The sequence below is a fragment of the Neobacillus niacini genome (assembly GCF_000759675.1).
In the GTDB taxonomy this organism is placed as follows: Bacteria; Bacillota; Bacilli; order Bacillales; family Cytobacillaceae; genus Neobacillus; species Neobacillus niacini_A.
In genome coordinates this window covers 394,913-418,491 of the sequence record NZ_BAWM01000152.1, presented here as the reverse complement: position 1 = coordinate 418,491, position 23,579 = coordinate 394,913, and the positions used below count along the sequence as shown (strand labels likewise).

Genomic DNA, 23,579 nt, shown 5'->3' with positions numbered 1-23,579 from the left:
TCATTAAAGATTGGTTGTTAAGGATGAGGGATGTATGATGAAGGTTAAGGAAACAATCAAATCATTAATTTTCCTGATTGATGGCTTTTCAGGAATCTCCTATAAGGTTCATGTTGATTTTTTTCGCAATCGATTTACAGTCTTTGAATGGAGAAATAAAGACAATTTACAACCTCTTACCAATCTTGAACAAAAATCAATTGGAAGTATGGAAGATTTCAAAAGAGAAATCTATTCTATGAAAATTTGGGAATGGAAACCATCCTATTTAAAGGCAGAAGGAATCATTCTCGATGGAAAATATTGGTCGATTAAGCTGAATACAATAGGAAAAGTTTACGAAAGTAAAGGAATCGAATGTTTTCCGCCTGCTTGGGAACGATTTTGTCAGGCTGTTGAAAAATTAACTGGAACTCCATTTCGATAACAGTCTTACCCTATCAAATTGGTAGTATGTCTTCTTGATACCCTTGTATATCTCCTATATAATTAGTCTATACTTTTACTGAACTTCTTTGAAATATAACCATATAGTAGGGTATTTCCTATTCTTTTTAGATTTTAAACTTCCATTCTTGGAAGTTTTGCTCGTTATAGCACATATTTCAACACATTAGATAGAAAAAGAGGTGCTAAGATAAATGAAGGAAATCACTGTTGAGGAATTACAAACGATAAAAAATCCGATCATCATTGATATCCGTGCACCTATTGAGTTTAAGGATGGTGCAATTCCGGGAGCAATTAACATTCCATTATTTACGGATAAAGAGCGAGAGGTAATCGGAACCATCTATAAACATGAAGGACAAGCTGCAGCAAAATGGAGAGCAATGGAGTTTGTCTCACCTAAAATCCCTAGTCTTCTTCAACAAATAAAAGCAGCAATGTCGAATGGGGAAGAGTTAGTAATCCACTGTTGGCGCGGGGGAATGCGAAGCAAGGCGGTCGTAACCTTTTTAGAGTTCGCAGGGATCTATGCGATGCGTCTAACAGGCGGCTATAAAGCATACCGACAATATATTCTTCAACAAATCCCAACGATGTTTCCAGAAAAAGCAATTGTATTGCATGGTCTAACTGGAGTAGGAAAGACAGAAGTTTTGAAGAAATTAAAGTCATTTGGATACGCAACACTGGATCTTGAGGAAATGGCGGCCCATCGAGGTTCCATTTTTGGAACGATAGGGCTTGGAGAGGGCAATAATCAGAAGATTTTTGATTCTCTTTTATACAAAGGACTTAAAGAAATACAGGGTACTACTCATTTTGTTATGGAAGCTGAGAGCAAGCGGATTGGGAAAGCAGTTCAGCCAGAAGAGCTTATGGAGAAAAAAATGAAGGGAATCAATATTTATATTCACACCCGTATAGAGGAAAGGGTTAAGCATCTAGTAAATGAATATGTTTTGCCCTATCAATATGAACCTTGGTACCACGATCAGATTTCGATTGGAATTGAAAAAATTCTAAGAAGGATTAAAGATAATGAAATGAAAAAAGTATTGGTTCAATGTATAGAAAATAAGGATTATCAAGAGATGATCGGTATTTTACTCGAACATTATTATGATCCACGCTACGATCATGCAACTCTTGAATATGAAGGGAAATTCATCGATGTTTATGCTGAAGATTTTAACGATGCTAGTATAAAAGTGATGGAGGAAGTAGATAAGCTATTGGTAAAAAAGAAAGAGGTTCTTGAGGGTCAGATTTAAGTCATTATTGGGAAAATTTTGGTAGTAACATCGAATTATAACGAATGAACGAAAATTCTAAATTGTTCCACAACTATTTCCTCCTATTACAGATTATAATAGAAATATAATCAATAATAGAAAGGAAGCTTAGGAATGAAAGAGTCAAAAATTCACCACCACCGCTTAGTTGATTGTCAAGAACATGTCGCCTATACAACGGAAGATGGTATCAATGTGTTCAGTCGAAGTCCTGCCATCCTAACTTGCCTAAATTGTGGTCACAGTGAATTGCCTAGCGAGGTAAAAGAAATTATCGACTCGTCCATTAGCGAAAAAAGAAAGAACCCTTTATTTCCAACAAAACTGTTTGATTTAACAAAGGATTTTTTATAACTGTAAAACGTAAGGCCGGATAACCGGCCTTAATTTTTTTGCAATAAAAACCGCCAAGAGTTCGGCGGTTCTTAATCAAATGGCAATAGGTTAGCGATTCTTAAATGGCCTCAATCCACGACGTTTTATTTCATCTTTTAAAATCTTGATCCATTCTTTTTCCTTTCCAGATTTCAAAGCATCCCGATACGTCACAACCAACAGCTCGTTACTCATTATTTTCAACTTTGCAAGCCTCCCTCGGAATAATGGATAGAATATTCAGTTTTTAACATTGTAATCGTTTTCTAACCATTTGAGAACCATATTCACAAATTTGTCATATTAAAAACACAAATAATATTTAGTTGCACTACTGTGTTCCGTTTGATTATACTAAGGAATAGCTAATAACGGAAAGGAACGGTGCAAGAATGATTCACTTAACATGGCGTGAGCGCGAAACAGTTAAAAAAGTAAAATGTGTTCATACGGATGCAAAAAAATATATTGTAAATAACGCATTAACTGCCGGAAAAATTTATGATGTTAAAAATGAAACGGAAGAGTTTTATTACATTATCGACAATACCGGGAAAGTCGGCGGATTTTACAAAGAATATTTCCAAAATGTAGACTGATGGGCCCTGCCTGCAGTCTCTTTTTTTAATGAAGTAACGGGGGAATAGGAGTAATGAAGATGTGGAATAAGCTTTTTGAGTTAAAAGGGGAAATGGTCAAATTACTTCCAATCAGTTTTGATCATCTAGATGGATTGTGGGAAGCAGCTAGACCCGATGAAATTTGGACTTATATGGCTACTACTGTAAGAAGTCAAGAAGAAATGGAGCAGATGATTGCTTCGGCTATTAAGAAGAGAGATATAGGGAAGGATTACACATTTACAGTTATGAATCGAGAGAATAGAATTATTGGAAGCACACGGTATCTCGATATTTCACCTGAACATAATAGTCTCGAAATTGGTTCTACCTGGTATAATCCTGATTTTTGGAGAACAAGAGTCAACACAGAATGTAAATACCTGCTCCTGCAACATGCATTTGAGAGCTGGGAGTTAATGCGTGTTCAACTTAAAACAGATTCAAGAAACCTCCGTTCTCAAAAAGCGATTGAAAGAATAGGTGCGGTAAAAGAAGGGACGTTACGGAAGGACCGTAAAATAGCGGGTGAATATGTTCGTAATACGGTCTACTATAGTATCCTTCATGATGAATGGGAGACTGTGAAGAAGGAATTAGAAGGAAAACTGAGCGTAAAGTAAACAAAGCCAGGCTTTATGCCGAAATATACCGTTTTTTCTGTTTTTTGGAAATCTCCTTTTTCAGTGGTATTCATCGTTAGGATTCCATTTTTTTAAAAGTCTATGCCATAAAAAAGAAGCATTGTGCACCAATGCTTCTTTCATTACCTATTAATTCGTACTTACTTTGACTTCTGTCTTTTTAGTACGACGATAGAGCTTTCTGCTTAACCATGTTTGCAAAATTAAAAACGTACCGCCGACTGCCCAATATAGCGGCAGTGCAGCAGGTGCACTAATGGAAAACATGACAATCATAATTGGGGACAAGAGTCCCATGAATTTCATTTGCTGTTGCTGCTGAACTGGCATACTAGATTGTGAAACTTTAAATTGGAAATAATAAATCACACCCGCAATGATTGTAATGATGATATCAGGGTGACCTAGACTAAACCATAAGAAACGGTGAGTGGCAATCTCTTCTGAACCACGAATAGCATAATAAAAGCCTGTTAGTATCGGCATTTGTATCAGTATAGGTAAACATCCCATATTTAATGGATTTACCCCATGCTTCTTATAAAGGCCCATCATTTCCTGCTGAAGCTCTTGTTTCTTTTTTGGATCCTTTTCTTCCTTTAATCTCTTTTGGATATCTTCCATTTCTGGCTTCATGACATCCATTTTCTCTTTCATGGCCATTTGATTTTTATATTGCTTAAGCATTAAAGGCATTAATAACAGTCTAATGATAAAGGTAATAAGAATAATAGATAATCCATAGTTTCCATTAAATAACTCAGCTAAAAAGTGTATCGATACAATAAATGGTTCAACAAAATACGTATGGAAAAATCCATCTCCTTTTCCATCTGCTGCTGAACATGCTGAGAGTAAGATAGTGGTTAATGCTAAAAGTAGTACGATCGGTAATGAAGTTTTGTTTTTCATATTTCCTCCTAAAATTGTTTAAGTTGTTTTTAGTTGAAATAGGGAGGAGGAAATAGGTTCGTCTGTATCATCCTGTGAAGATTCTTTCCTACGAAAATATTTAATAATTCGGATTAGAATAATATTTCTGTTTAGAGAGCATTTCTTCTTATAAAAAAACAATGGGTGATTGATTTTTGTATGTGCAGGTTCGCTTATGGAGCCCATAAAGCAATATTCCACATTCCATGCCCAAAGTAATTTGATAATGACACCGAAGTATAGACTTAAATATAGTGTTTCTAACGCATTTGACTCTGTAAAATCAATGAGCAATTCGTACAAAAATAATCACCTCGCTTTTAACTGATACCTGAATTGAGTATAAAGGAGAATGGGTTAAGAATCAATTTAATCAAATAATCAAAAAATGCTGCTCAACGTTAGAGCAGCATTCTACTTTCAGTTACCGTTTTTCCCAGTGTGCTGTAATCATTTCAAAAGCGGATTGTGCTTTTTCTTCAGTCGGTGGTTCAACATGCTGTAATGGATATTCTAATCCAAGAGCTTCCCATTTATAAACACCAAGCTTATGATACGGAAGTATTTCAATTTTTTGCACATTTTCTAGAGTACCAATAAATTCCCCAAGCTTTTGAAGATCCTCAGGGTCATCTGAAACAGTAGGAACGAGAACATGGCGCACCCAAACCGGTACTTTACGGTCAGATAAAAACTTAGCAAATTCAAGAATATGGTCATTTGCCATACCGGTTAATTGAATATGTTTCTTGCGGTTAATATGCTTTAAATCCAGTAAAATCAGGTCTGTATATTGTAATAACTCTTCAAGCTGATCAATAAACAGTTTAGAGTGTGAGAAACAGCCACCAGATGAATCAATTGTCGTATGAATCCCTTTCTTTTTACATTCCTTAAACAATTCAGTAAGAAACGGTACTTGTAGGAGAGGTTCACCGCCGCTGACAGTGATACCACCACCAGATGATTGTATGAAGGGAAGGTAGGACATGAGATCATCCATGATTTCGGAAACAGTCATTTGTTTGCCGCTGCCGATTTCCCATGTATCAGCGTTATGGCAAAACTGGCAGCGCAATAGGCAGCCTTGAGTAAATACAACATAGCGTATACCAGGTCCGTCGACTGTTCCTAATGTTTCAATAGAATGAATATTTCCGTTCATGTTGATGATCCCCCTTTTTTTAAAAGCAGGAGCTCCTAATAAGGAGCCCCAGTAGACTATTTTACAATGATTCGTGGAAAGTACGGTTAATAACGTCTAACTGCTGTTCTTTTGTTAATTTGATGAAGTTAACCGCATACCCAGAAACACGAATGGTTAATTGTGGATATAATTCTGGGTGTTCCATCGCATCAATTAATGTTTCTTTATTAAATACGTTAACATTCAGATGGTGACCAGATTTTATTGCATAACCGTCTAAGATTGAAACTAAGTTACGAACTTGACTTTCTTCCTCTTTTCCTAATGCTTTAGGAACGATAGAGAAAGTATTTGAAATTCCATCCATTGCTGAGCTGTATGGCAGTTTAGCAACGGAAGATAGAGAAGCTAGTGTACCTTTTGTATCCCGACCGTGCATTGGGTTTGCACCTGGTGCGAAAGGTTCGCCGGCACGACGGCCATCAGGCGTATTACCAGTCTTCTTACCATAAACGACGTTTGAAGTAATCGTCAAGATTGACATGGTATGAACGGAGCTACGGTAGGTTTGGTGTTTGCGTAGCTTTTTCATAAATGTTTCAACGATTTCAACTGCAATGCTATCAACACGATCATCGTTATTTCCGTATTTAGGGAAGTCGCCGGTTATTTCGAAATCAACGGCAAGACCGTTTTCATCACGAATTACTTTCACTTCACCATATTTAATGGCACTTAATGAGTCAGCTACGACGCTTAATCCAGCAATACCTGTTGCCATGGTACGTAAGATTTGAGAGTCATGTAATGCCATTTCTATTCTTTCATAGCTGTACTTATCATGCATATAGTGAATAACATTCAAGGTGTTGATATATAGACCTGCTAGCCATTCCATCATTTGATCAAACTTTTGCATAACTTCTTCATAATTTAATACTTCAGAAGTAATTGGCTGATATTGTGGACCAACTTGAATTTTTAATTTTTCGTCTACACCGCCATTAATTGAGTAGAGGAGAGCTTTTGCTAGGTTTGCACGAGCACCGAAGAACTGCATTTGTTTGCCAATTTCCATTGCGGAAACACAGCAAGCAATTCCGTAATCATCGCCATACTCAGGACGCATGAGATCGTCGTTTTCATATTGGATAGAGCTAGTTTTAATTGACATTTTTGCACAATATTTTTTAAAGTTCTCAGGCAGCTGTGGTGACCATAGTACAGTTAAGTTTGGTTCTGGAGCTGGTCCTAAGTTATCTAAAGTGTGAAGGAAACGGAATGAGTTCTTTGTTACTAGTGAACGGCCATCTGACGCCATACCGCCAATAGACTCTGTTACCCAAGTTGGGTCACCGCTAAATAAGTCATTATAATCAGGTGTACGGGCAAATTTCACTAAACGTAGCTTCATAACAAAATGATCCACTAATTCCTGTGCTTCTACTTCGGTTAAAGTGCCGTTTAATAGGTCTCTTTCTACATAAATATCTAAGAAAGTAGATACACGTCCAAGACTCATTGCAGCTCCGTTTTGCTCTTTAATAGCCGCTAAGTAACCAAAATATAACCATTGGAATGCTTCTACAGCATTTGTTGCCGGCCCGGAAATATCAAAGCCGTGACTGCTGGCCATTTCTTTTAACTCTTTCAAAGCACGTATTTGTTCTGCAATCTCTTCACGAAGACGCATATTGTCTTCTGTCATTACTTTACTTGTATTCTTTTGATCTTTTTGTTTATCTTTGATTAAGAAATCTACACCATATAGTGCTACACGGCGATAATCACCAATAATGCGGCCACGTCCGTAGGCATCGGGAAGTCCTGTAATAATAGCTACTTTACGGGCAAGTGTCATTTCGTCAGTATAAGCATCGAAAACCCCCTGGTTGTGAGTTTTACGGAACTCTGTAAAGAATCTTTCAATTTCTGGATTTAATTCGTAACCATAAGATTCTAATGCTGCTTTTGCCATCCGAATTCCTCCGAAAGGCTGCATAGAACGATTAAAAGGCTTGTCAGTTTGAACGCCAACCACTTTTTCGAGTTCTTCATTTAAGTAACCAGGAGTGTGTGAAGTGATGGTAGATATGGTTTCAGTATCCATATCAAGGACACCGCCTTTTTCACGTTCCTGTTTTGTTAATTCCATTACTTGTTCCCAAAGCTTGTTTGTTGCGTCAGTTGCACCTGCTAAGAAGCTGTCGTCACCTTCATAATGATTATAGTTTTTTAAGATAAAGTCGCGTACGTTCACTTCTTTTGCCCAAGTACCTTTATTAAAATCTTTCCATTGTTCCATTATTATTCACCTCTTAAGTTTATTTGAAAATTTAATATAACAGTTGTTCTGTTAATGCTTAACTAAAGTGTAACAGGTTTTTTGTGAATGAAGTCACAAATATTGTTAAGATATTGTGAAGTCTTGTTTTTAAGGGGTTTTTTGGAGTGTATTTTGAACTTTTTATGAACGAAATTTAAAATAAGTTAAATCTGTACTATAATTATTTGGGTAAATTGATAAACTGTTATATAAGAAAAAAACAATGATATCAACATATCAATAGTGAAAACCTATGAAACAGATATCTATTTAAAATGAAAAAAACAGGAGAATAATCTCCTGCTTTTAATCGACGATAATATCGGCAATCATTGGACCATTATGATCTCTGTCTCCATGCACTTCACAAATTAAACGATAAGTACCCTCTTTATCAATTTGTAGTGGAACCATTGTTTCTTCCCCTTTTTTAACAGTGCCTTTGATGTCTGTCCCTTCAATATAGAATGGGTGTTCTTCCCCATTAATACCATTAATGTATAGGTTTACCTTTTCACCAGCGTCAACATTAATTGTACCTGGATCCCAACGGTATACTTCAATCTTTTTTCCATCTTTCATTGTGGTTTTGTACTCTACTGTGACCATATGAATTTCTCTTACATCTTCGGTCGCTGTTTGATTGAATACAGCAGTGTCCCCGGCTTTTAGCAAAAACCAAGCAGAAATGATAACCAGTAAGAATGCACTCACTAAAATAAAAACAAGTGTATCTTTCTTTAAAACTAAAAACTTCATAATAACCCCCCTATAATTTGTCCTATTTCATGTTTATGCAGATAAGGGAGGGAAACTTGTCTCTTTTTTATAATTTTTTTTAAAAATTCGTACATATACTTTAGAGACGTGGTAATTTCTTTGTTTTTCCAGTTAAAACGTTTATAGTAAAAACAGTATTAAAAGTATAGGTGGTAATCTATAGGTATGAAAAAAGGAAAATTATTTACGGTAGTAAAATTTCTCTTACCCTTACTATTATTAATTTTTGCCGTACTTGAATTAAAAAAGTTTATCAGGCATTTAGACCTTGGGTTACTTCAAACTGAAATTGCTCAACTACGATTAGGTACTTTACTCCTTATGTTTATGGTCTTGCTTGCTGCGGTTCTACCAATGCTTCTTTATGATGTAATGTTAATGAAGATTCTTGGTTTAAAGGCAAGGATAAAAGAAGTATTAGAACAAGCATTGATCGTGAATACCTACTCTAACTTATTTGGTTTTGGTGGTTTAATAGGGGGCATGTTAAGAACCTACTTCTATCATAAATTGGAAGATGATAAACGCAGGCTAGTAGGTGGAATTGCGGCTGTTTCTTTTTTTTATTTGACAGGAATGTCTTTACTTGCATTAATAGTAGCTGTTGGATTCACGAATCATCCCATTTTTGTACAAACGAAATGGCTTTATTTTGCCGTTTTAGGTGTGTCTTTATATTTACCCTTATTTATCGGAATATATATATTTAAAAATAGAAGGGACAAGCAGTCGTTAATAACCTATGAAGGAGGAATAAAACTTTTCTTCATTTCGGTATTAGAGTGGACCGCTGTCTTTTGTGGTATTTGGTTTTTATCATGGATTATGAATATACCTGTTACCTTTGAACAGCTTTTTCCTGTTTATGTAGTGGCTACATGTGCCGGTATTATTAGTATGATCCCTGGTGGTCTTGGATCATTCGATTTGGTTTTTATTTGGGGAATGCAGTACTTACACGTTCCGGAGGAAAAGGTTCTTGTTGTCCTGCTGTTCTATCGGATAGGCTATTATTTGCTCCCATTTATACTTAGTACGATTCTGTTTTTTAAGCTTTATTGGGAAAAATGGAACCAATCATGGAGCAATATTCCCACTGCCATCATCCAAAATGTTAGTCATGTCACCGTAACCATTCTCGTCTTTCTCTCTGGTTTAATATTACTTTTATCCGCAAGTGTCCCTGGAATAATGGATAGACTTAGAATCGCTCAGGAAATTCTGTCTTTCCCGATCATTAACATTTCCCATCAGCTCTCTGTCGCTGCAGGCTTTCTTTTACTAGGACTATCACGAGGGATTGAATACAGCGTGAAAAGAACCTATGAGCTAACCATGCTTGTACTAATTCTTGCGGCATTGTTTTCGATTTTTAAAGGAATAGATTATGAAGAAGCTATTTTTCTTATTACGGTCGCATTATTACTTAGAATGGCAAAGGGACAATTTTATCGGGAAAGCTATGTTCTAACTTGGGGAAAAACCACTTTAGATATCGTGATTACTACGGTCATCATTTCAATGTATCTAGTGATTGGCTACTCTAATTTACCTACCGCAAAAATAACCATCCCATCGCAATTATTGCCATATGTTATTGAAGATTCACAGGATTTGTTTAGCAGTGCAATGATTGGGCTGGTCATTGCATTACTCATTTTATATGTCGGATACGTAATAAGTAAGCCTAAGAAATGGAAGTTTGAAACTTCTATTGAGCATGAAAGGGAGATACTAGAACATTTAAACACCTATCATGGGAAGGTTTTGTCCCATTTAATTCTGCTCCATGATAAATATATTTACTGGAATAGTAAGAAAAACGTCTTAATTTCCTTTCAACAGTATGCAGATAAACTAGTGATTCTTGGGGATCCAATTGGGGATAGAAGCCAATTATCAAATGCCATCGAGGAGTTTCAAGATGTATCTGATAGATATGGATATACACCTGTTTTTTATCAAGTAAGTGATGATTTGCTTCCATATCTCCATGGAAATGGGTATACCTTTTTTAAATTAGGCGAGGAAGCCTTTGTGGAGTTAGAGGAGTTCTCTCTTACAAGTACTAGGATGAAGGAGCTGCGTGCCTTACAAAACAAATTTTCAAAAGAAAACTATCAATTTGAAGTGATAGAGCCCCCTTTTTCAACGACACTATTCGATGAATTAAGGGTAATTTCGGACGAATGGCTGCTCGGCCGGAGAGAGCAAGGCTTTTCACTTGGTTATTTTGATACAGATTATTTGAATAAAGCTCCTATTGCTGTAGTGAAAAATAGTGAGGGTCAAATTCTTGGATTCACGAGTATCATGCCTGTGTACGATGATCACACGACGATTTCTGTTGATTTGATGAGATTTAGGAAGAATTCACCTAAAGGGACAATGGATTATTTGCTTTTACAGTTAGTGGACTGGGCAAAGGTAGCGGGCTATAGTAGATTTAATATGGGGATGGCACCATTAGCGAATGTAGGTCTATCGAAATTTTCCTTCTTAAGCGAAAAAATAGCAGCACAAATTTTTCTTCATGGAAACCAGCTATATCAATTCCAGGGGTTAAGAAGATTCAAAGAGAAATATACAAACAAATGGGAGTCGAAGTATTTAGGCTACAGAAGAAAATCAAAGTTTTCATTACCCTTAACCATGGCACAAATAATGTTATTGATTTCTAAACGAAGAATGTAATAAAACGGCTTGATAACAATTAAAGCCGTTTTATTGCGATTATTTCAAAATTACGCAAAATCTTTTCCTTTGAATAACAATTTTTCTATAAATATTTACATACAATAATAATTTGATAAAATCAGATGATAAACAATAAGTAAGGATGTTGTAAATTGTCAAAGATTGTTTCATTTTTTATTATCTTGATGCTCATCTTATCAAGCCAAGTAAACACATACGCAGCAGAGAACCAGCCATTAGAGATAAAAAGTGAAGCTGCAGTACTAGTAGATTCAGAAACTGGTGCCATTTTATTTAATAAAAATGGTGATGAAAGATTATACCCAGCTAGTTTGACGAAAATTGCCACAGCCATTTATGCCATTGAAAATGGGAATGTAGAGGATGTTGTCACAGTAAGTGCTAGGGCCGAAAAGGAAGAGGGGACTAGAGTTTATTTAGTAGCGGGGGAAAAGGTACCTTTAATAAAGTTGATCCAAGGAATGCTAATTAACTCAGGTAATGACGCTGCAGTAGCAATTGCTGAACATTTAGATGGATCGGTTGAACAGTTTGCTGAGAATATAAATAAGTATTTAGCTGAGAAGATTGGTGTGAGGGATACACATTTTACCAATCCCAATGGATTATTTAATGAAAATCATTATACAACCGCTATAGATTTAGCGTTAATAACGAATTATGCAAAAAAGAATCCCGTTTTCACAGAGATTTTTGGAACAAAAGAACTTGGATGGAGTGGTGAATCGTGGGAAACGATTCTACTCACACATCATCGCCTTTTAAAAGGTGAAATTCCTGTTGAAGGCATTACAGGCGGAAAAACAGGTTTTGTAAATGAATCAAAACATACATTAGCAACAACGGCAGAAAATGAAAAAATAAAGTTGACTGCGATTGTTCTAAAAGCAGATAGTAGCAAGGATTCGTATAAGGACACTGAAAAGCTGATTGAATATGGGTTTACTAGCTTTAAACATAGTGTGATTAAACAGAACGAGCTATTTACGATTAATCAGAAAGAATATTACCCTAAAAATGATATTGTCATCACAGAACACGTTAATGGTTCTAAAGAAAGCATTACTGATCAAGGAATTCTTGAAGTAGTAACCGACGGTCAAGTCTCACAATCCATTCAACTTGAGGTAAAAGAACCAAAACCCATAAAGGTAAAAGAGGAAAAGCTACTATCTAGTGAACGGAGCAGTATAAATATCTTGTATGGAATTATCGTATTTGCATTTGCTGGACTTTTTCTTGGGGTAAGAAAAAGATTGGTGAAAAGATAAGCTGCAAAAAGCCATGGAGAGAAATCCTCTTCATGGCTTTTTTTGTATGATATTCGAAAGTAAGAGCATGAGGAAGGAGATGAACACCATTGATAGAACGAATGTCCAGCTTACTGGAGTCTGCTTTCAATCTGTTGGCACACTTCATCTGCGCTCATCCCATGTGCTTCAATAACCGAGCCTTTTGTAAAGGTATCCTGCATTCCCATTACATTAGAATCTAAACCAGTAACAACACAGCAATCGCAATTCTGTGCGTCAGATTCCTGCCTTAGTTGAACCACATCATGCCCTTTTTCCCTTAATGCCTGTTGAATATCTGTTAGGGATTCTTCTACTCCAATTTTCGCCATACAAAACACCTCCTCCTGTAGAATATCATGCCAAAGTTTCAGTTAATTATTCTGTATAAGTCACGATAATCTTCAAAAACTAAAAGAGGAGGTGTAACCATGGGAAAGCGTAAAAAGGATCCATCCACCATTGGCCTGGCTTCACCACAAGTAGAAGGCCAAGGTACCACAACAAAAGAAACAGGTACTAGAGAAGCTTCTTCTTCACGCAGGAAGCAAAAGAAAGACTAATAAAGAAAAAGCGGGCACCTGTGATGTGCCCGCTTTACTTTTAATTATTATACATCTCTGCAACTTGCTTTTGAATTTCACTGTTTTCAAGATATTCATCGTAGGTCATTTGCTTATCAACTAAACCATTTGGAGTTAATTCGAAAATCCGGTTAGCAATGGTTTGGATAAATTGATGGTCATGTGAGGAAAAGATAAGAGACCCTTTAAAGTTTATCAAACCATTGTTTAATGCTGTAATGGATTCCAAATCGAGATGGTTTGTAGGCTCATCAAGAAGTAAAACGTTAGCTCCGTTTAGCATCATTTTCGAAAGCATACAACGAACTTTTTCTCCTCCGGAAAGGACACTGGCTTTCTTAAGCACTTCTTCACCAGAAAACAGCATTCTGCCTAAAAATCCTCGCAAAAAGCTTTCGCTTTCATCTTTAGGTGAAAACTGACGAAGCCAATCAACGAGCGTTAACTCACTGTTTTCAAAATACTCGGAGTTATCCTTAGGGAAATAGGCTTGAGAAGTGGTAATACCCCATTTGAAGGTCCCACTGTCAGCTTCCATTTCACCCATTAGTATTTTGAAAAGGGTTGTTTTCGCAACCTCATTCGGTCCAACAAGAGCAATTTTATCACTTTTGTTCATAAAAAAGCTTACATTATTTAGAACTTTTACGCCATCAATCGTTTTTGTTAAACCTTCAACCATTAATAAATCATTACCAATTTCACGCTCCGGTGTAAAACCAACGAATGGATAGCGGCGGGAGGATGGTCGAATGTCATCAAGAGTAATTTTATCTAATAACTTTTTACGAGAGGTTGCCTGTTTTGACTTTGAGGCATTTGCACTAAAACGAGCAATAAAGGCTTGAAGCTCTTTTATTTTCTCTTCTTTCTTTTTGTTTGCATCTGAAGTCAGTCTTGAAGCTAATTGACTTGATTCATACCAGAAATCATAGTTACCCACATAAACTTGAATTTTTCCAAAATCTAAATCAGCAATATGGGTACAAACTTTATTTAAGAAATGACGGTCATGGGATACGACAATGACTGTATTTTCAAAGTTTATTAAGAACTCTTCTAACCATTGAATGGCCTTAATATCTAAGTGGTTCGTCGGCTCATCCAGAAGTAATACGTCTGGTCTGCCAAAAAGTGCCTGCGCAAGAAGAACCTTTACTTTTTCTGAACCTGTTAGTTCAGCCATTTTCTTATCATGTAAGTCTTCGCCGATTCCAAGACCCTTTAAAAGAATAGCAGCTTCTGGTTCTGCTTCCCATCCATTTAATTCAGCAAATTCACCTTCAAGCTCAGCAGCTTTCATTCCATCTTCATCCGTGAAGTTTTCCTTCATATAAATGGCGTCTTTTTCTTGCATAACTTGATAAAGTCTAGCGTGACCCATAATTACAGTCTTTAATACTTCCTGTTCCTCGTATTCAAAGTGGTTCTGTTTTAATACAGCCATCCGTTCATTTGGACCAAGTTGAACAGTCCCGGTTTGAGATTCAATTTCTCCGGATAGTATTTTTAAAAATGTTGATTTTCCAGCGCCGTTTGCACCGATTAGACCATAGCAATTTCCGGGTGTAAATTTAATGTTTACATCTTCGAATAACTTCCGGTCACCATATCTTAAACTTACGTTACTTACAGTTATCATCTATAATATCCTCCAACAGCAAAATATCTACTAATTATACCATTAAAAAGGATGAAGAGCGAATTCTTTGTTGAATGAGACATTTTAATAGGAAAAAATAAAAAATATTGCAGAAAATTTTTCTAATTTTTTTTCGTAGTTTTCACACTTTATTCATATTTTTGTTGTAGAATTGGGTAAACAAGTATTGAAGGAATAAAGTAGGTGAGAAGTATGTCGAAAAAGCAGCTTACTGAACTCGTTAATAAGTTAAAACAGGCAGGAATAAAAGCTAGTTTAACAAAACCTAAGTCCAACTACCTATTATCTCTACAGCAAATAAACAAGTATCCTTCATCCGTGAATTAAATAGGTATTAAAAAGCGATTAATCCCAAGGACTAACCGCTTTTTTTATGTTAGTTGCGTTATCTTGCCTGTTTATTTCCGTTCCAGGCACTTCGCTTTCCGCGGGCGATCGGGAAGCCTCCTCGGCGCTTTGCGCCTGTGTGGTCTCCCGAAGACCTTTTGATCCCGCTGAAGTCTCGTGCCTTCCACTCCAATCAACAGGGGTGAGAAAAATTAATAATGCACTTTAACACAGCCTTTATTCTATTCAATTTCATCCATAATCTCTTCATAGACCTCTTGCTTATCAAAATCCTCTCCCATTGGGAACTTGGAAATGTATTTATTATTTTCATCGATTAAATAGGTGAAGGAAGAATGAACAAATTGACCATTACCTGGGTCTTTATATTGAAACTGTAGTGAATCTGCAACTTCCCTAATCTTTTTCTGGTCTGTTTTGATATTTTCCTGATCACCAGTTAGGAAAATCCAATTGTCGGAATTAGGAATTTCGAAAGCGTTCATATATTTTTGTATCACTTCAGGTGTGTCTCGATAAGGGTCAATGGTAATCGTAACGAACTCAATTTCTTTACCGAAAACATTATTTTTTTCTAAATCACCCTGTAATTGCACCATCTTTTGAGTAGTGGTAGGACAAATATCTGGACAATTAGTATAAATAAATTCGACAAGTTTCAGTTTTTTATCTTCCCCAAAATTGTATGTTTCACCGTTTTGGTTCATTAAGGTGATATTTGCTGGTACTTTTGCACTTACATCTCGAATAAGAAAATAAGAGATTCCAGCTGTAATCAATAGGAACACTGCCAAACTACATATTAGATAAATTTTTTTCATTTTTTCTCCCTCCTACCATAAAGATAAAGGAGTTTTTTGTAAAAAGATGTGGATATTTCGTGAACAAAATAGCTTCATACTTGCAATGAACCATTTAGTCAATCGTACAATGGGAAATTGAACAGTTTTCGCAATCATTTTCACTCTTAAGATAATCGAGATTATGAATGATGATTTTTTTATGGTCCATAGAAATAATCTGCTTCTTTTTCAACTCAGTTAGCATTCGACTGACGATTTCCCTGGCTGTTCCGCAGAAATGTGCTAAATCCTGTGTAGTGATAGGTACTGTGAGATGAATTCCGTCCTCTTTATGCAAACCATAGCTGTTTGAAAGTCGAATTAATGTAGAATAGAGAGCACCTTTTTTTCCATATAGCACTAAATCTCTGAATTTAGTCATCGTCCTTCTAATATGATCATTCATCCATTTTATAAACTGATATCCTAGATTACTGTTTTGAAATAATGCTTTTTCTAGGAAGTCTAATTGAATACCTGCTACATGACCGTCTTCCATTACTCTGGCATTGAAAATATATCGTGGATCTTCGGTAAATAGGGTTAACTCTCCAACGATGTCATGTTCAGAGCATAGCCGTAAATATAACTCTTGACCTTCTGCGTTCATTTTTGATATTTGTATTCTTCCGGAAAGTATAAGGAACATTTCAGAGGCAGGCTGACCTTCTTGAAACAGAAACGATCCTTTGTTTATTTCTATAATTCTTCCGGCAGACTGTAAAAGTTCTATCAATTCATTGGTAAGAAGGTTCTCTGTTTGAGTGTCAATAGTCATATCTCCCACCTGTTCTAATTATTTGACCTACTCTAATAATAAGTGCTAAACAAGTAAAGAAATAGTCAAATTAAGGTCGATATTGTTAAACATTTTTGACTTTTTGCATACAATAAAAATAGTTGTGAAAGAGATGAATCATTTTGACAATTGATTCTGATTGTTGTATTCTTTAAAAGAATCAATATTTTCTAAATAAGGGAGTATGTTGTATGTTAGGTGTCGTTCTTAACTAATCCAATCAATTGGATATTTTCATTCCATTATGCCTTGTTCAATTTTAGCTTGAACGAAGGTCTATTTGAGTGCGTTGTTGGAATGAAGTTAAGAACAATGGGCATACCAAGCATACATTTTTTCTCTATGATGCTGTGTACATTCTGAGTAGACAGTTTTTTTATGGATTAAAATTTTGTATATAAAAACGGGTAAATACTCGTTTTATTTAGTGTAGCCGCAATGACATTGTTCATTGCGGCTATTTTTATTTTATTTTGGAGGGAAAAACATTGAATACACATACATTTAAGGTTTTGGAAGTAGATAAAATTAAAGAGAAAATAGCAGAATTTGCTTTAACAAGTGAAGGTAAAGAAAAAATCTATAATCAAGTTCCATCTACACATTTGAAACAAATTGAAGCATGGCTTGATGAAGTTTCTGAAGCAGTTGAAATACTCAAGAAGAGCTCAAGTGTACCAGTCCATGGCCTAGGAGGAATGGAGCAAATCTTATCAAAATTAAATAAGGGGACCGCACTACGTCCTGATCAATTATCCAAGCTACATGAATTCTTAGATTGTTGTGGGAAGATGCGCCGGTTCATGAAGGATAAAGAATACTATGCACCAAGAGTAAGCTCATATGTGGAAGTAATCGAGGAATTGCCCGAGCTTGCTAGTGAAATTATTCGTTGTATTCGGAATGGAAGGGTAGATGATTATGCTACAAAAGAGTTACTAAAAATTAGAAAACAGATCGCCATTCATGAGGAGCGGCTAAAAGAAAAAACCATACAGCTTATTCGTTCTAACAAATATAAAACGTATTTACAAGAGAACGTTGTCAGCCAGAGAGATGGCAGATATGTTATTCCTATTAAGAAGGAATATCGAAATAAAATTAAAGGGGCTGTTTTAGATACCTCAGCTTCAGGTTCAACATTATTTATTGAACCAGAAGAAATTGCACTTTATCAAGAACAATTATCGTGGCTGCAAGCAGATGAAGATGTCGAAGTCCAAAAGGTCTTGTCTTACTTAACAGGATTAGTAGAGGAGAAAGAGCAGCAAATTGTGTTAGCGATCGAAACTATGGTCCATTATGACTTTTTGTTTGCAAAGGCGAAATATAGCAGGTCTATTAATGGTGTAAAAGTTAGGGTTAATGACGAGCAGGAAATTAAGTTAATACAAGCAAAGCACCCGCTCCTAGGTGATAAGGCCGTTCCGTTATCAGTAGAGATGAAGGAGGGGCAAAATGCACTTGTGATAACTGGTCCAAATACAGGTGGAAAAACAGTAAGTATTAAAACAGTAGGCTTGTTGACACTCATGGTACAGTGCGGTCTCCATATCCCGGCTTCTAAAGAAAGTAATCTTGGTATATTTCAACGTATCCTAGTAGATATTGGTGATGGTCAAAGTATTACTGAGAATTTAAGTACGTTTAGCTCGCGGATTGTGAATATCATTGAAATCCTTAAGGATACCAATGACCAGACTTTAGTTCTTCTCGATGAGCTTGGTTCAGGAACAGATCCGGGAGAAGGAATGGGTCTTGCAACTGCGATATTAGAGCAGCTGTTTAACAAAGGAGCGATGCTTTTAGCCACGACCCACTATAGTGAAATAAAAGAGTTTGCAGAAGAACATCCGGGATTTATTAATGGTTCAATGGAATTTGATATTGAAACACTCAGCCCGACCTATCGCCTTCATATAGGTAGAGGAGGAGAGAGTCAGGCCTTTGCGATTGCTTTAAAACTAGGAATTCATCCGAAGATTATTGAGAGAGCACATCAAGTAACGTATAAAGAAATCCAAAACTATGAGAATAAGGAAACAGATATCTGGAAACAGAAGGAATTAGAAAAACAAGTGATTGTAAATAAATATAAAAATAGAAAAAAATCTGTTATCCCTGATTTGAAAATAACTCCATTTAGTCAAGGGGACAATGTGAAGATTTCACCAACGAATGAGTTCGGAATTGTTTATAGCGGTCCTGATCAGCAAGGAAACTATATTGTGCAAATCAAAGATGAAAAAATATCCGTTAATCACAAAAGAATAAAGCTCTATATCGCAGCTAAAGAACTTTATCCTGATGATTATGATTTTAATATCATTTTTCAAACCAAAGAAAACCGGAAGAAAAGTAAAATACTTTTCAAAAGGCATGATGGTGAAATAATCATAGATCATACCGATATATAATGAAAAAGCCTTCCTATTCGGAAGGCTGTCTTTTATTAGTGTATTTTTCAGCAAGCAGCTGTTTTACTTGGTTATAACTTAAGCCAGACTTGCTATTTAATCTCTTTACTTCTTCGATATCCGTTCCGACTACAGTTAATTTTTTTCCTTCAGTTTTCATTTAGATTATTCCTTCCTTATTATGTTTTTGGGAAAGATTGTTTTTTAGCAATGAAAAGGACATTTTTGGTACATACTATAAAAAAAGGAGGCGGTTCCCATTTTTTATGGTAAAAGGGCTAAGGATGAAGAAATTGAAGTCATTATGCTTGAAACTGAAATCTATTCTTGTATGGACAATGCATGTATTGGCTGGATGAGAAAGGATTTTGTAACAGACGATTTGCTTTGCCCAATGTGTGGAAATGAAATGGCTACAGAAATAAGAGAGCTTCCAAAAATATAATAATGAAAGTATTTAAAAAGACTGTCAAAATGAATGACAGTCTTTATTCTTCTCCAAAATCAAAGAAATGACCCTCGAATGCTCTTTGTGCAGATTCAGAAGTAGGAAAGAAAGCGTCATCGTCTTCAATGACATGAAAGGTTTCATTTAAAAATAATGCTATAGCATTTGGATCCTTTGGATGGGTGACAATTTCTGCAGCTCTTATATTGGCAACAGTTGGTACATGTGGATTACGATAGATCACAAACACTTCGTCTCCTGGCTTAGCACTCGCAATATCGACCATATCCATATCCATTTACCATCCTCTTTTATAGATTTTCATTTTGTTGGCGAATTTCATCACCAGCTAACATAATGGTTGCATCCTCAAAATCCTTATGTTCGTCAACTGAATCACCTGGAACATACTTTTGTGAAGGATATATTCCTCCTTGAATGGATGTTTGCTTCTTATTAGATGAAGTAGTTTTCTCTGCCATCACAAACACCTCCTTTTCTAAGCTTTTGCTTACTGAATTGGGTTTATTCCTTCCTTAATTTTCTCATACAAAAAAACTCCCCAGTCTGGGGAGCATGGTAAGTTATGTTCTATTCGTCTTTATTAGCTAAACAGCGATCGCATTCCATTAAGTAGCTTTCTGCTTGTTCTTCCATGTGCTGCCCACATTCTGGACATTCCTTTTTTTGTAAAGTACGGAAAAATTCAACTGGACTAATTAACATTAAAAAAACCCCCTCTTTTTCAATACAGTTTATTAACTATCAATTTGTTGTAGTACAGTTTAATTAAAAAAATGTGTTTTCTATTCTTCTCTTTTTGCTAAACAGCGGTCACATTCCATTAAGTAGCTTTCTGCTTGTTCTTCCACATGTTGCCCACATTCTGGACATTCCTTTTTTGGCAAAGTGCGGAAAAATTCAACTGGATTCATTAACATTAAAAATCTCCTCCTTTTTTAATACAGTTTATTTATTATCAACCTGTTGTAGTACAGTATAATCAAAAAAAACAAATTTGTGTAGTCCTTTTTGATAAATAATTTAATTTTTTAAAAAATTGATACATTTATCCTGTATTTAAATTTTGTGCAGTAAGGGTCCATATTATGTATGATGTAATAGAATTATTTGGTTAAAATAATATAATTTCGACAAAATTGTGAACAAAAACACTTCCCTACTGCAATTGTTTACATTACAATCAGAGTAGAAAGAGAGATTAGGTCAAAAGGGGGAGTGTAAATGGATACAGTATCTGGCGATTTTCATCCATTTTTAATAGTTATTGCCATAGGACTAACCATCATGGCTTCATATACAGGTTTAGATATGTTTACGTTAATAAAAAATTCAAAGAAGAATAAAAGACTATTATATCTTGGCGGCTCTTTATCAATGGGAGTTGGGATATGGGTAATGAATTTTGTTGGGTTAATTGCAGCTGATATTAACCGTTTTTCTAGTTACCAAATACCCCTGACGATTTTGTCTATCTTTATAGGGATTGCCTTTTCAGGGATGGCCTTCATTCCTTTATTTGGGAAAGAAATTCGTTCTTTTCATTTGTTTATTGGGAGTTTATTCTTAACAACTGCTGTTTTTGCTATTCATATAATAAGTATTTATGCAATGAACCTAACGATCGAATTTAATGTTCCGCTTTATGTGTTTTCGGGACTACTAATATTCGGGTCTTTTTTATTTTCTTTATGGATACTTTTTTCTTCAAAAACCTACTCAAAAGGTAGTCAGACTTGGTTAAAACCAATTAGCGCCTTGATTATATCAGTTGCCATTGCAGAAGGGCATTTTCTTTTAAAAAGAGCTTCAACGATTATTTCTAGCAATAATACAGTAAATGGATTAATTAATGAAGATACATTTTTAATATATTTAGTATTATTTGTGACAGTTTTAATAATCAGCGGGTTAATCGCCTCAAGTACCTTAATCAGCAAGCAGCTTGCTGAATCAGATACGAACTTAAAGGACATTAAAGCTGCTTTAGACGCATCAACCATTGTAGCCATCACCGACCCAGCAGGGACGATTGTTTTTGTAAATGAAAAGTTTGAAGAAATCTCTAAGTATAGTAAGGAAGAAATTATCGGAAAGAACCATCGCCTGTTAAATTCAGGATATCATTCAAAAGAGTTTTTTCAGGAATTGTGGTCAACCATTCAATCCGGGAAAAAATGGCGGGGAGAAATTAGAAATAAAGCAAAAGATGGCTCGAATTATTGGGTGGATACAACGATTGTCCCTTTCTTAGACAAAAAAGGGAAGCCTATCCAATATATTGCCATTCGTTCTGATATAACCAATCGAAAGAATGCTGAGAAGGCTCTTTTAGAATCGATAAAAGAAACACGGGATATTACATTTGCGCTCGACCAATCCTCCATCATTGCGATTACCGATGAAAAGGGGAAGATTACGAGTGTAAACGAAAAGTTCTGTGAAATTTCGAAATACAGTCGTGAGGAATTACTTGGTGAGGATCACCGGATATTAAATTCTGGCTACCATTCAAAAGGATTTTTCAAGGATCTCTGGCAGACGATTGGTCAGGGAGGAGTTTGGAAGGGGGAAATTTGTAACCGTGCAAAAGATGGATCACGTTATTGGGTAGATACCACCATCGTTCCTTTTTTAAATGAAAAAGGAAAGCCATATCAATATGTTGCCATTCGTACAGATATTTCAGACCGAAAAAGAGCAGAAGAACATTTAAAAGAATCAATAAAAGACAATACAGATATTCGCTTTGCACTTGACCAATCCGCGATTGTTGCCTTTACAGACGCGAGAGGGATTATTACAAGTGTAAATGATAAATTATGTGAGATTTCAAAATACAGTCGTGAAGAGATTATTGGAAAAGATCATAGCATTTTAAATTCGGGTCATCACTCCAAGCTGTTCTTCAAAGATCTATGGAAAACGATTGGAGAAGGAAAGGTTTGGAAAGGTGAAATTAGAAATAAGGCGAAGGATGGAACCTACTATTGGGTGGATACGACCATTGTGCCATTCCTGAATGAAAATGGGAAGCCATATCAATATGTAGCGATTCGCAATGATATTACAGAGCGTAAGAAAACTGAAGACGTACTCCATCGCCAGGATAAGCTTGCCGCAGTTGGTCAATTGGCTGCTGGAGTGGCACACGAAATTAGAAATCCGCTAACATCCATGAAAGGATATGCAGAGTTCCTTACATTAGATGAGCAGGACCCTGAGCGCTTAGAATTTATCAATATTATTCTCGATGAAATTGAACGAGTCAATACGATTGTTGAGGATTTCATGGTATTGGCAAAACCTAAAATGGTGGAATTAGAAGAAAAGAATGTGGTTCCAGTAATAAAAAACGTGGTATCACTCCTTGAATTTGAAGCGAGAAAGAAGCATGTGAAACTTTCATTAGATTGTCCTAATGAAATTATCCAAATTGAGTGTGACGAAAACCGCTTAAAACAAGTATTTTTAAATTTTATTAAAAATGGAATTGAAGCAATGCCAAATGGCGGGGAATTATATGTTAAGACGATGATTCATGATAATAATGTCCAGATATCCATCCAGGATACAGGTGTTGGAATTCCAAAAGAAAAGTTAAAACAGCTCGGTGAACCATTCTATACAACGAAGAAAAATGGGAACGGATTAGGATTAATGGTCAGCTTTAAAATTATTGAAAATCATCATGGAAAAGTATTTGTTGAAAGTGAGCCAAATAAAGGAACTACCTTTAATATCCTATTACCTGCAAAACCGGCATGATAAAAACGGAAGATACTCTCTTCCGTTTTTTTTATTGTAATTTTCAAAAAATAGACAATTATTTTAAAAAAAACAAAGCTACTTTTACGTTAAATAGATTAATATGTTTATA

The 23,579-nt window shown here is 35.7% G+C and carries 26 protein-coding genes; 12 read left to right on the top strand and 14 right to left on the bottom strand.

Annotated elements, in window-relative coordinates:
* Positions 1-34 precede the first annotated feature (34 nt).
* The 3 genes from TR08_RS28480 (at position 35) to TR08_RS28470 (ending at position 2,096) form a co-directional block, all read left to right on the top strand.
* Positions 35-427, top strand: a complete 393-nt coding sequence (locus TR08_RS28480) for a hypothetical protein (RefSeq protein ID WP_052427659.1) — start codon at positions 35-37, stop codon at positions 425-427.
* Positions 428-641: 214 nt separating this feature from the next.
* Positions 642-1,721: a tRNA 2-selenouridine(34) synthase MnmH gene (gene mnmH / locus TR08_RS28475; RefSeq protein WP_045524013.1), complete on the top strand. Its 1,080-nt coding sequence runs from the start codon at positions 642-644 to the stop codon at positions 1,719-1,721.
* A 135-nt stretch (positions 1,722-1,856) separates the two neighbouring features.
* Complete coding sequence (locus TR08_RS28470; RefSeq protein ID WP_045524009.1) at positions 1,857-2,096, top strand: hypothetical protein; 240 nt, start codon at positions 1,857-1,859, stop codon at positions 2,094-2,096.
* A 90-nt stretch (positions 2,097-2,186) separates the two neighbouring features.
* Here TR08_RS28470 and sda read toward each other — a convergent pair whose 3' ends face one another.
* On the bottom strand, positions 2,187-2,312 hold the full coding sequence (gene sda, locus TR08_RS28465; protein WP_370576429.1) for a sporulation histidine kinase inhibitor Sda: 126 nt from the start codon (positions 2,310-2,312) through the stop codon (positions 2,187-2,189).
* 197 nt (positions 2,313-2,509) lie between these two features.
* On the opposite strand from sda, the gene TR08_RS28460 reads away from it, so the two are divergent.
* Together TR08_RS28460 and TR08_RS28455 are read left to right on the top strand one after the other, a co-directional pair.
* Positions 2,510-2,716 (top strand): DUF6501 family protein, encoded by a 207-nt coding sequence (locus TR08_RS28460; protein ID WP_045523999.1) that lies wholly within the window; start codon positions 2,510-2,512, stop codon positions 2,714-2,716.
* A 59-nt stretch (positions 2,717-2,775) separates the two neighbouring features.
* The gene (locus TR08_RS28455) at positions 2,776-3,360 is read left to right on the top strand and encodes a GNAT family N-acetyltransferase (protein ID WP_045523998.1); all 585 of its coding nucleotides are present in this window, start codon (positions 2,776-2,778) and stop codon (positions 3,358-3,360) included.
* Positions 3,361-3,510: 150 nt separating this feature from the next.
* Here the strand turns inward: TR08_RS28455 and yidC are convergent, their stop codons facing one another.
* The 4 genes from yidC to TR08_RS28430 all read right to left on the bottom strand — a co-directional run bounded on the left by yidC (position 3,511) and on the right by TR08_RS28430 (position 8,546).
* The gene (gene yidC / locus TR08_RS28450) at positions 3,511-4,293 is read right to left on the bottom strand and encodes a membrane protein insertase YidC (protein ID WP_045523997.1); all 783 of its coding nucleotides are present in this window, start codon (positions 4,291-4,293) and stop codon (positions 3,511-3,513) included.
* A gap of 445 nt (positions 4,294-4,738) precedes the next feature.
* Complete coding sequence (pflA, locus tag TR08_RS28440; protein WP_045523992.1) at positions 4,739-5,479, bottom strand: pyruvate formate-lyase-activating protein; 741 nt, start codon at positions 5,477-5,479, stop codon at positions 4,739-4,741.
* Positions 5,480-5,540: 61 nt separating this feature from the next.
* Positions 5,541-7,766 carry a formate C-acetyltransferase gene (gene pflB / locus TR08_RS28435; protein ID WP_045523990.1) on the bottom strand — a complete coding sequence of 742 codons (2,226 nt, stop codon included), beginning with the start codon at positions 7,764-7,766 and terminating at the stop codon, positions 5,541-5,543.
* A gap of 327 nt (positions 7,767-8,093) precedes the next feature.
* On the bottom strand, positions 8,094-8,546 hold the full coding sequence (locus TR08_RS28430) for a cupredoxin domain-containing protein (protein ID WP_045523988.1): 453 nt from the start codon (positions 8,544-8,546) through the stop codon (positions 8,094-8,096).
* 186 nt (positions 8,547-8,732) lie between these two features.
* Here TR08_RS28430 and mprF point away from each other — a divergent pair, with 186 nt between their 5' ends.
* Complete coding sequence (mprF, locus tag TR08_RS28425; RefSeq protein ID WP_045523986.1) at positions 8,733-11,261, top strand: bifunctional lysylphosphatidylglycerol flippase/synthetase MprF; 2,529 nt, start codon at positions 8,733-8,735, stop codon at positions 11,259-11,261.
* 155 nt (positions 11,262-11,416) lie between these two features.
* On the top strand, positions 11,417-12,556 hold the full coding sequence (locus TR08_RS28420; RefSeq protein WP_238579268.1) for a D-alanyl-D-alanine carboxypeptidase family protein: 1,140 nt from the start codon (positions 11,417-11,419) through the stop codon (positions 12,554-12,556).
* Positions 12,557-12,666: 110 nt separating this feature from the next.
* On the opposite strand, the gene TR08_RS28415 is transcribed toward TR08_RS28420, so the two are convergent.
* A complete protein-coding gene (locus TR08_RS28415; RefSeq protein ID WP_045523984.1) occupies positions 12,667-12,909 on the bottom strand; it encodes a YkuS family protein in 243 nt (80 codons plus the stop codon).
* Between the two features lie 99 nt (positions 12,910-13,008).
* On the opposite strand from TR08_RS28415, the gene TR08_RS31620 reads away from it, so the two are divergent.
* Complete coding sequence (locus TR08_RS31620) at positions 13,009-13,140, top strand: YuzL family protein (RefSeq protein WP_081954688.1); 132 nt, start codon at positions 13,009-13,011, stop codon at positions 13,138-13,140.
* A gap of 40 nt (positions 13,141-13,180) precedes the next feature.
* Here the strand turns inward: TR08_RS31620 and TR08_RS28410 are convergent, their stop codons facing one another.
* Entirely contained in the window at positions 13,181-14,803 is a 1,623-nt protein-coding gene (locus TR08_RS28410) for an ABC-F family ATP-binding cassette domain-containing protein (RefSeq protein ID WP_045523982.1), read from the bottom strand.
* A 213-nt stretch (positions 14,804-15,016) separates the two neighbouring features.
* On the opposite strand from TR08_RS28410, the gene TR08_RS33750 reads away from it, so the two are divergent.
* Positions 15,017-15,151 (top strand): hypothetical protein, encoded by a 135-nt coding sequence (locus tag TR08_RS33750; RefSeq protein WP_274521062.1) that lies wholly within the window; start codon positions 15,017-15,019, stop codon positions 15,149-15,151.
* 242 nt (positions 15,152-15,393) lie between these two features.
* Here the strand turns inward: TR08_RS33750 and TR08_RS28405 are convergent, their stop codons facing one another.
* Together TR08_RS28405 and TR08_RS28400 are read right to left on the bottom strand one after the other, a co-directional pair.
* Positions 15,394-15,993, bottom strand: a complete 600-nt coding sequence (locus TR08_RS28405; protein ID WP_045523981.1) for an SCO family protein — start codon at positions 15,991-15,993, stop codon at positions 15,394-15,396.
* 94 nt (positions 15,994-16,087) lie between these two features.
* Positions 16,088-16,792, bottom strand: coding sequence for a Crp/Fnr family transcriptional regulator (locus TR08_RS28400; protein ID WP_045523979.1), 705 nt, complete (start codon positions 16,790-16,792; stop codon positions 16,088-16,090).
* Positions 16,793-17,301: 509 nt separating this feature from the next.
* Here TR08_RS28400 and TR08_RS28395 point away from each other — a divergent pair.
* The gene (locus TR08_RS28395) at positions 17,302-19,230 is read left to right on the top strand and encodes an endonuclease MutS2 (RefSeq protein WP_045523978.1); all 1,929 of its coding nucleotides are present in this window, start codon (positions 17,302-17,304) and stop codon (positions 19,228-19,230) included.
* 13 nt (positions 19,231-19,243) lie between these two features.
* Here the strand turns inward: TR08_RS28395 and TR08_RS32910 are convergent, their stop codons facing one another.
* Entirely contained in the window at positions 19,244-19,390 is a 147-nt protein-coding gene (locus TR08_RS32910) for a hypothetical protein (RefSeq protein WP_045523977.1), read from the bottom strand.
* A gap of 99 nt (positions 19,391-19,489) precedes the next feature.
* Between TR08_RS32910 and TR08_RS28385 the strand changes: the two genes are divergently transcribed.
* Positions 19,490-19,675 carry a cold-inducible protein YdjO-related protein gene (locus TR08_RS28385; RefSeq protein ID WP_045523975.1) on the top strand — a complete coding sequence of 62 codons (186 nt, stop codon included), beginning with the start codon at positions 19,490-19,492 and terminating at the stop codon, positions 19,673-19,675.
* 43 nt (positions 19,676-19,718) lie between these two features.
* Here TR08_RS28385 and TR08_RS28380 read toward each other — a convergent pair whose 3' ends face one another.
* The 4 genes from TR08_RS28380 to yhfH (TR08_RS31610) all read right to left on the bottom strand — a co-directional run bounded on the left by TR08_RS28380 (position 19,719) and on the right by yhfH (TR08_RS31610) (position 20,619).
* Positions 19,719-19,976, bottom strand: a complete 258-nt coding sequence (locus TR08_RS28380; RefSeq protein WP_370576421.1) for a transcriptional regulator SplA domain-containing protein — start codon at positions 19,974-19,976, stop codon at positions 19,719-19,721.
* 13 nt (positions 19,977-19,989) lie between these two features.
* Positions 19,990-20,160 carry a hypothetical protein gene (locus TR08_RS32905; protein WP_193747871.1) on the bottom strand — a complete coding sequence of 57 codons (171 nt, stop codon included), beginning with the start codon at positions 20,158-20,160 and terminating at the stop codon, positions 19,990-19,992.
* A 109-nt stretch (positions 20,161-20,269) separates the two neighbouring features.
* The gene (gene yhfH, locus TR08_RS31615) at positions 20,270-20,404 is read right to left on the bottom strand and encodes a protein YhfH (protein ID WP_081954687.1); all 135 of its coding nucleotides are present in this window, start codon (positions 20,402-20,404) and stop codon (positions 20,270-20,272) included.
* Between the two features lie 80 nt (positions 20,405-20,484).
* The gene (gene yhfH, locus TR08_RS31610) at positions 20,485-20,619 is read right to left on the bottom strand and encodes a protein YhfH (protein WP_081954686.1); all 135 of its coding nucleotides are present in this window, start codon (positions 20,617-20,619) and stop codon (positions 20,485-20,487) included.
* 304 nt (positions 20,620-20,923) lie between these two features.
* On the opposite strand from yhfH (TR08_RS31610), the gene TR08_RS31605 reads away from it, so the two are divergent.
* Positions 20,924-23,467, top strand: coding sequence for a PAS domain S-box protein (locus TR08_RS31605; protein WP_081954685.1), 2,544 nt, complete (start codon positions 20,924-20,926; stop codon positions 23,465-23,467).
* The last annotated feature ends 112 nt before the right edge of the window (positions 23,468-23,579 follow it).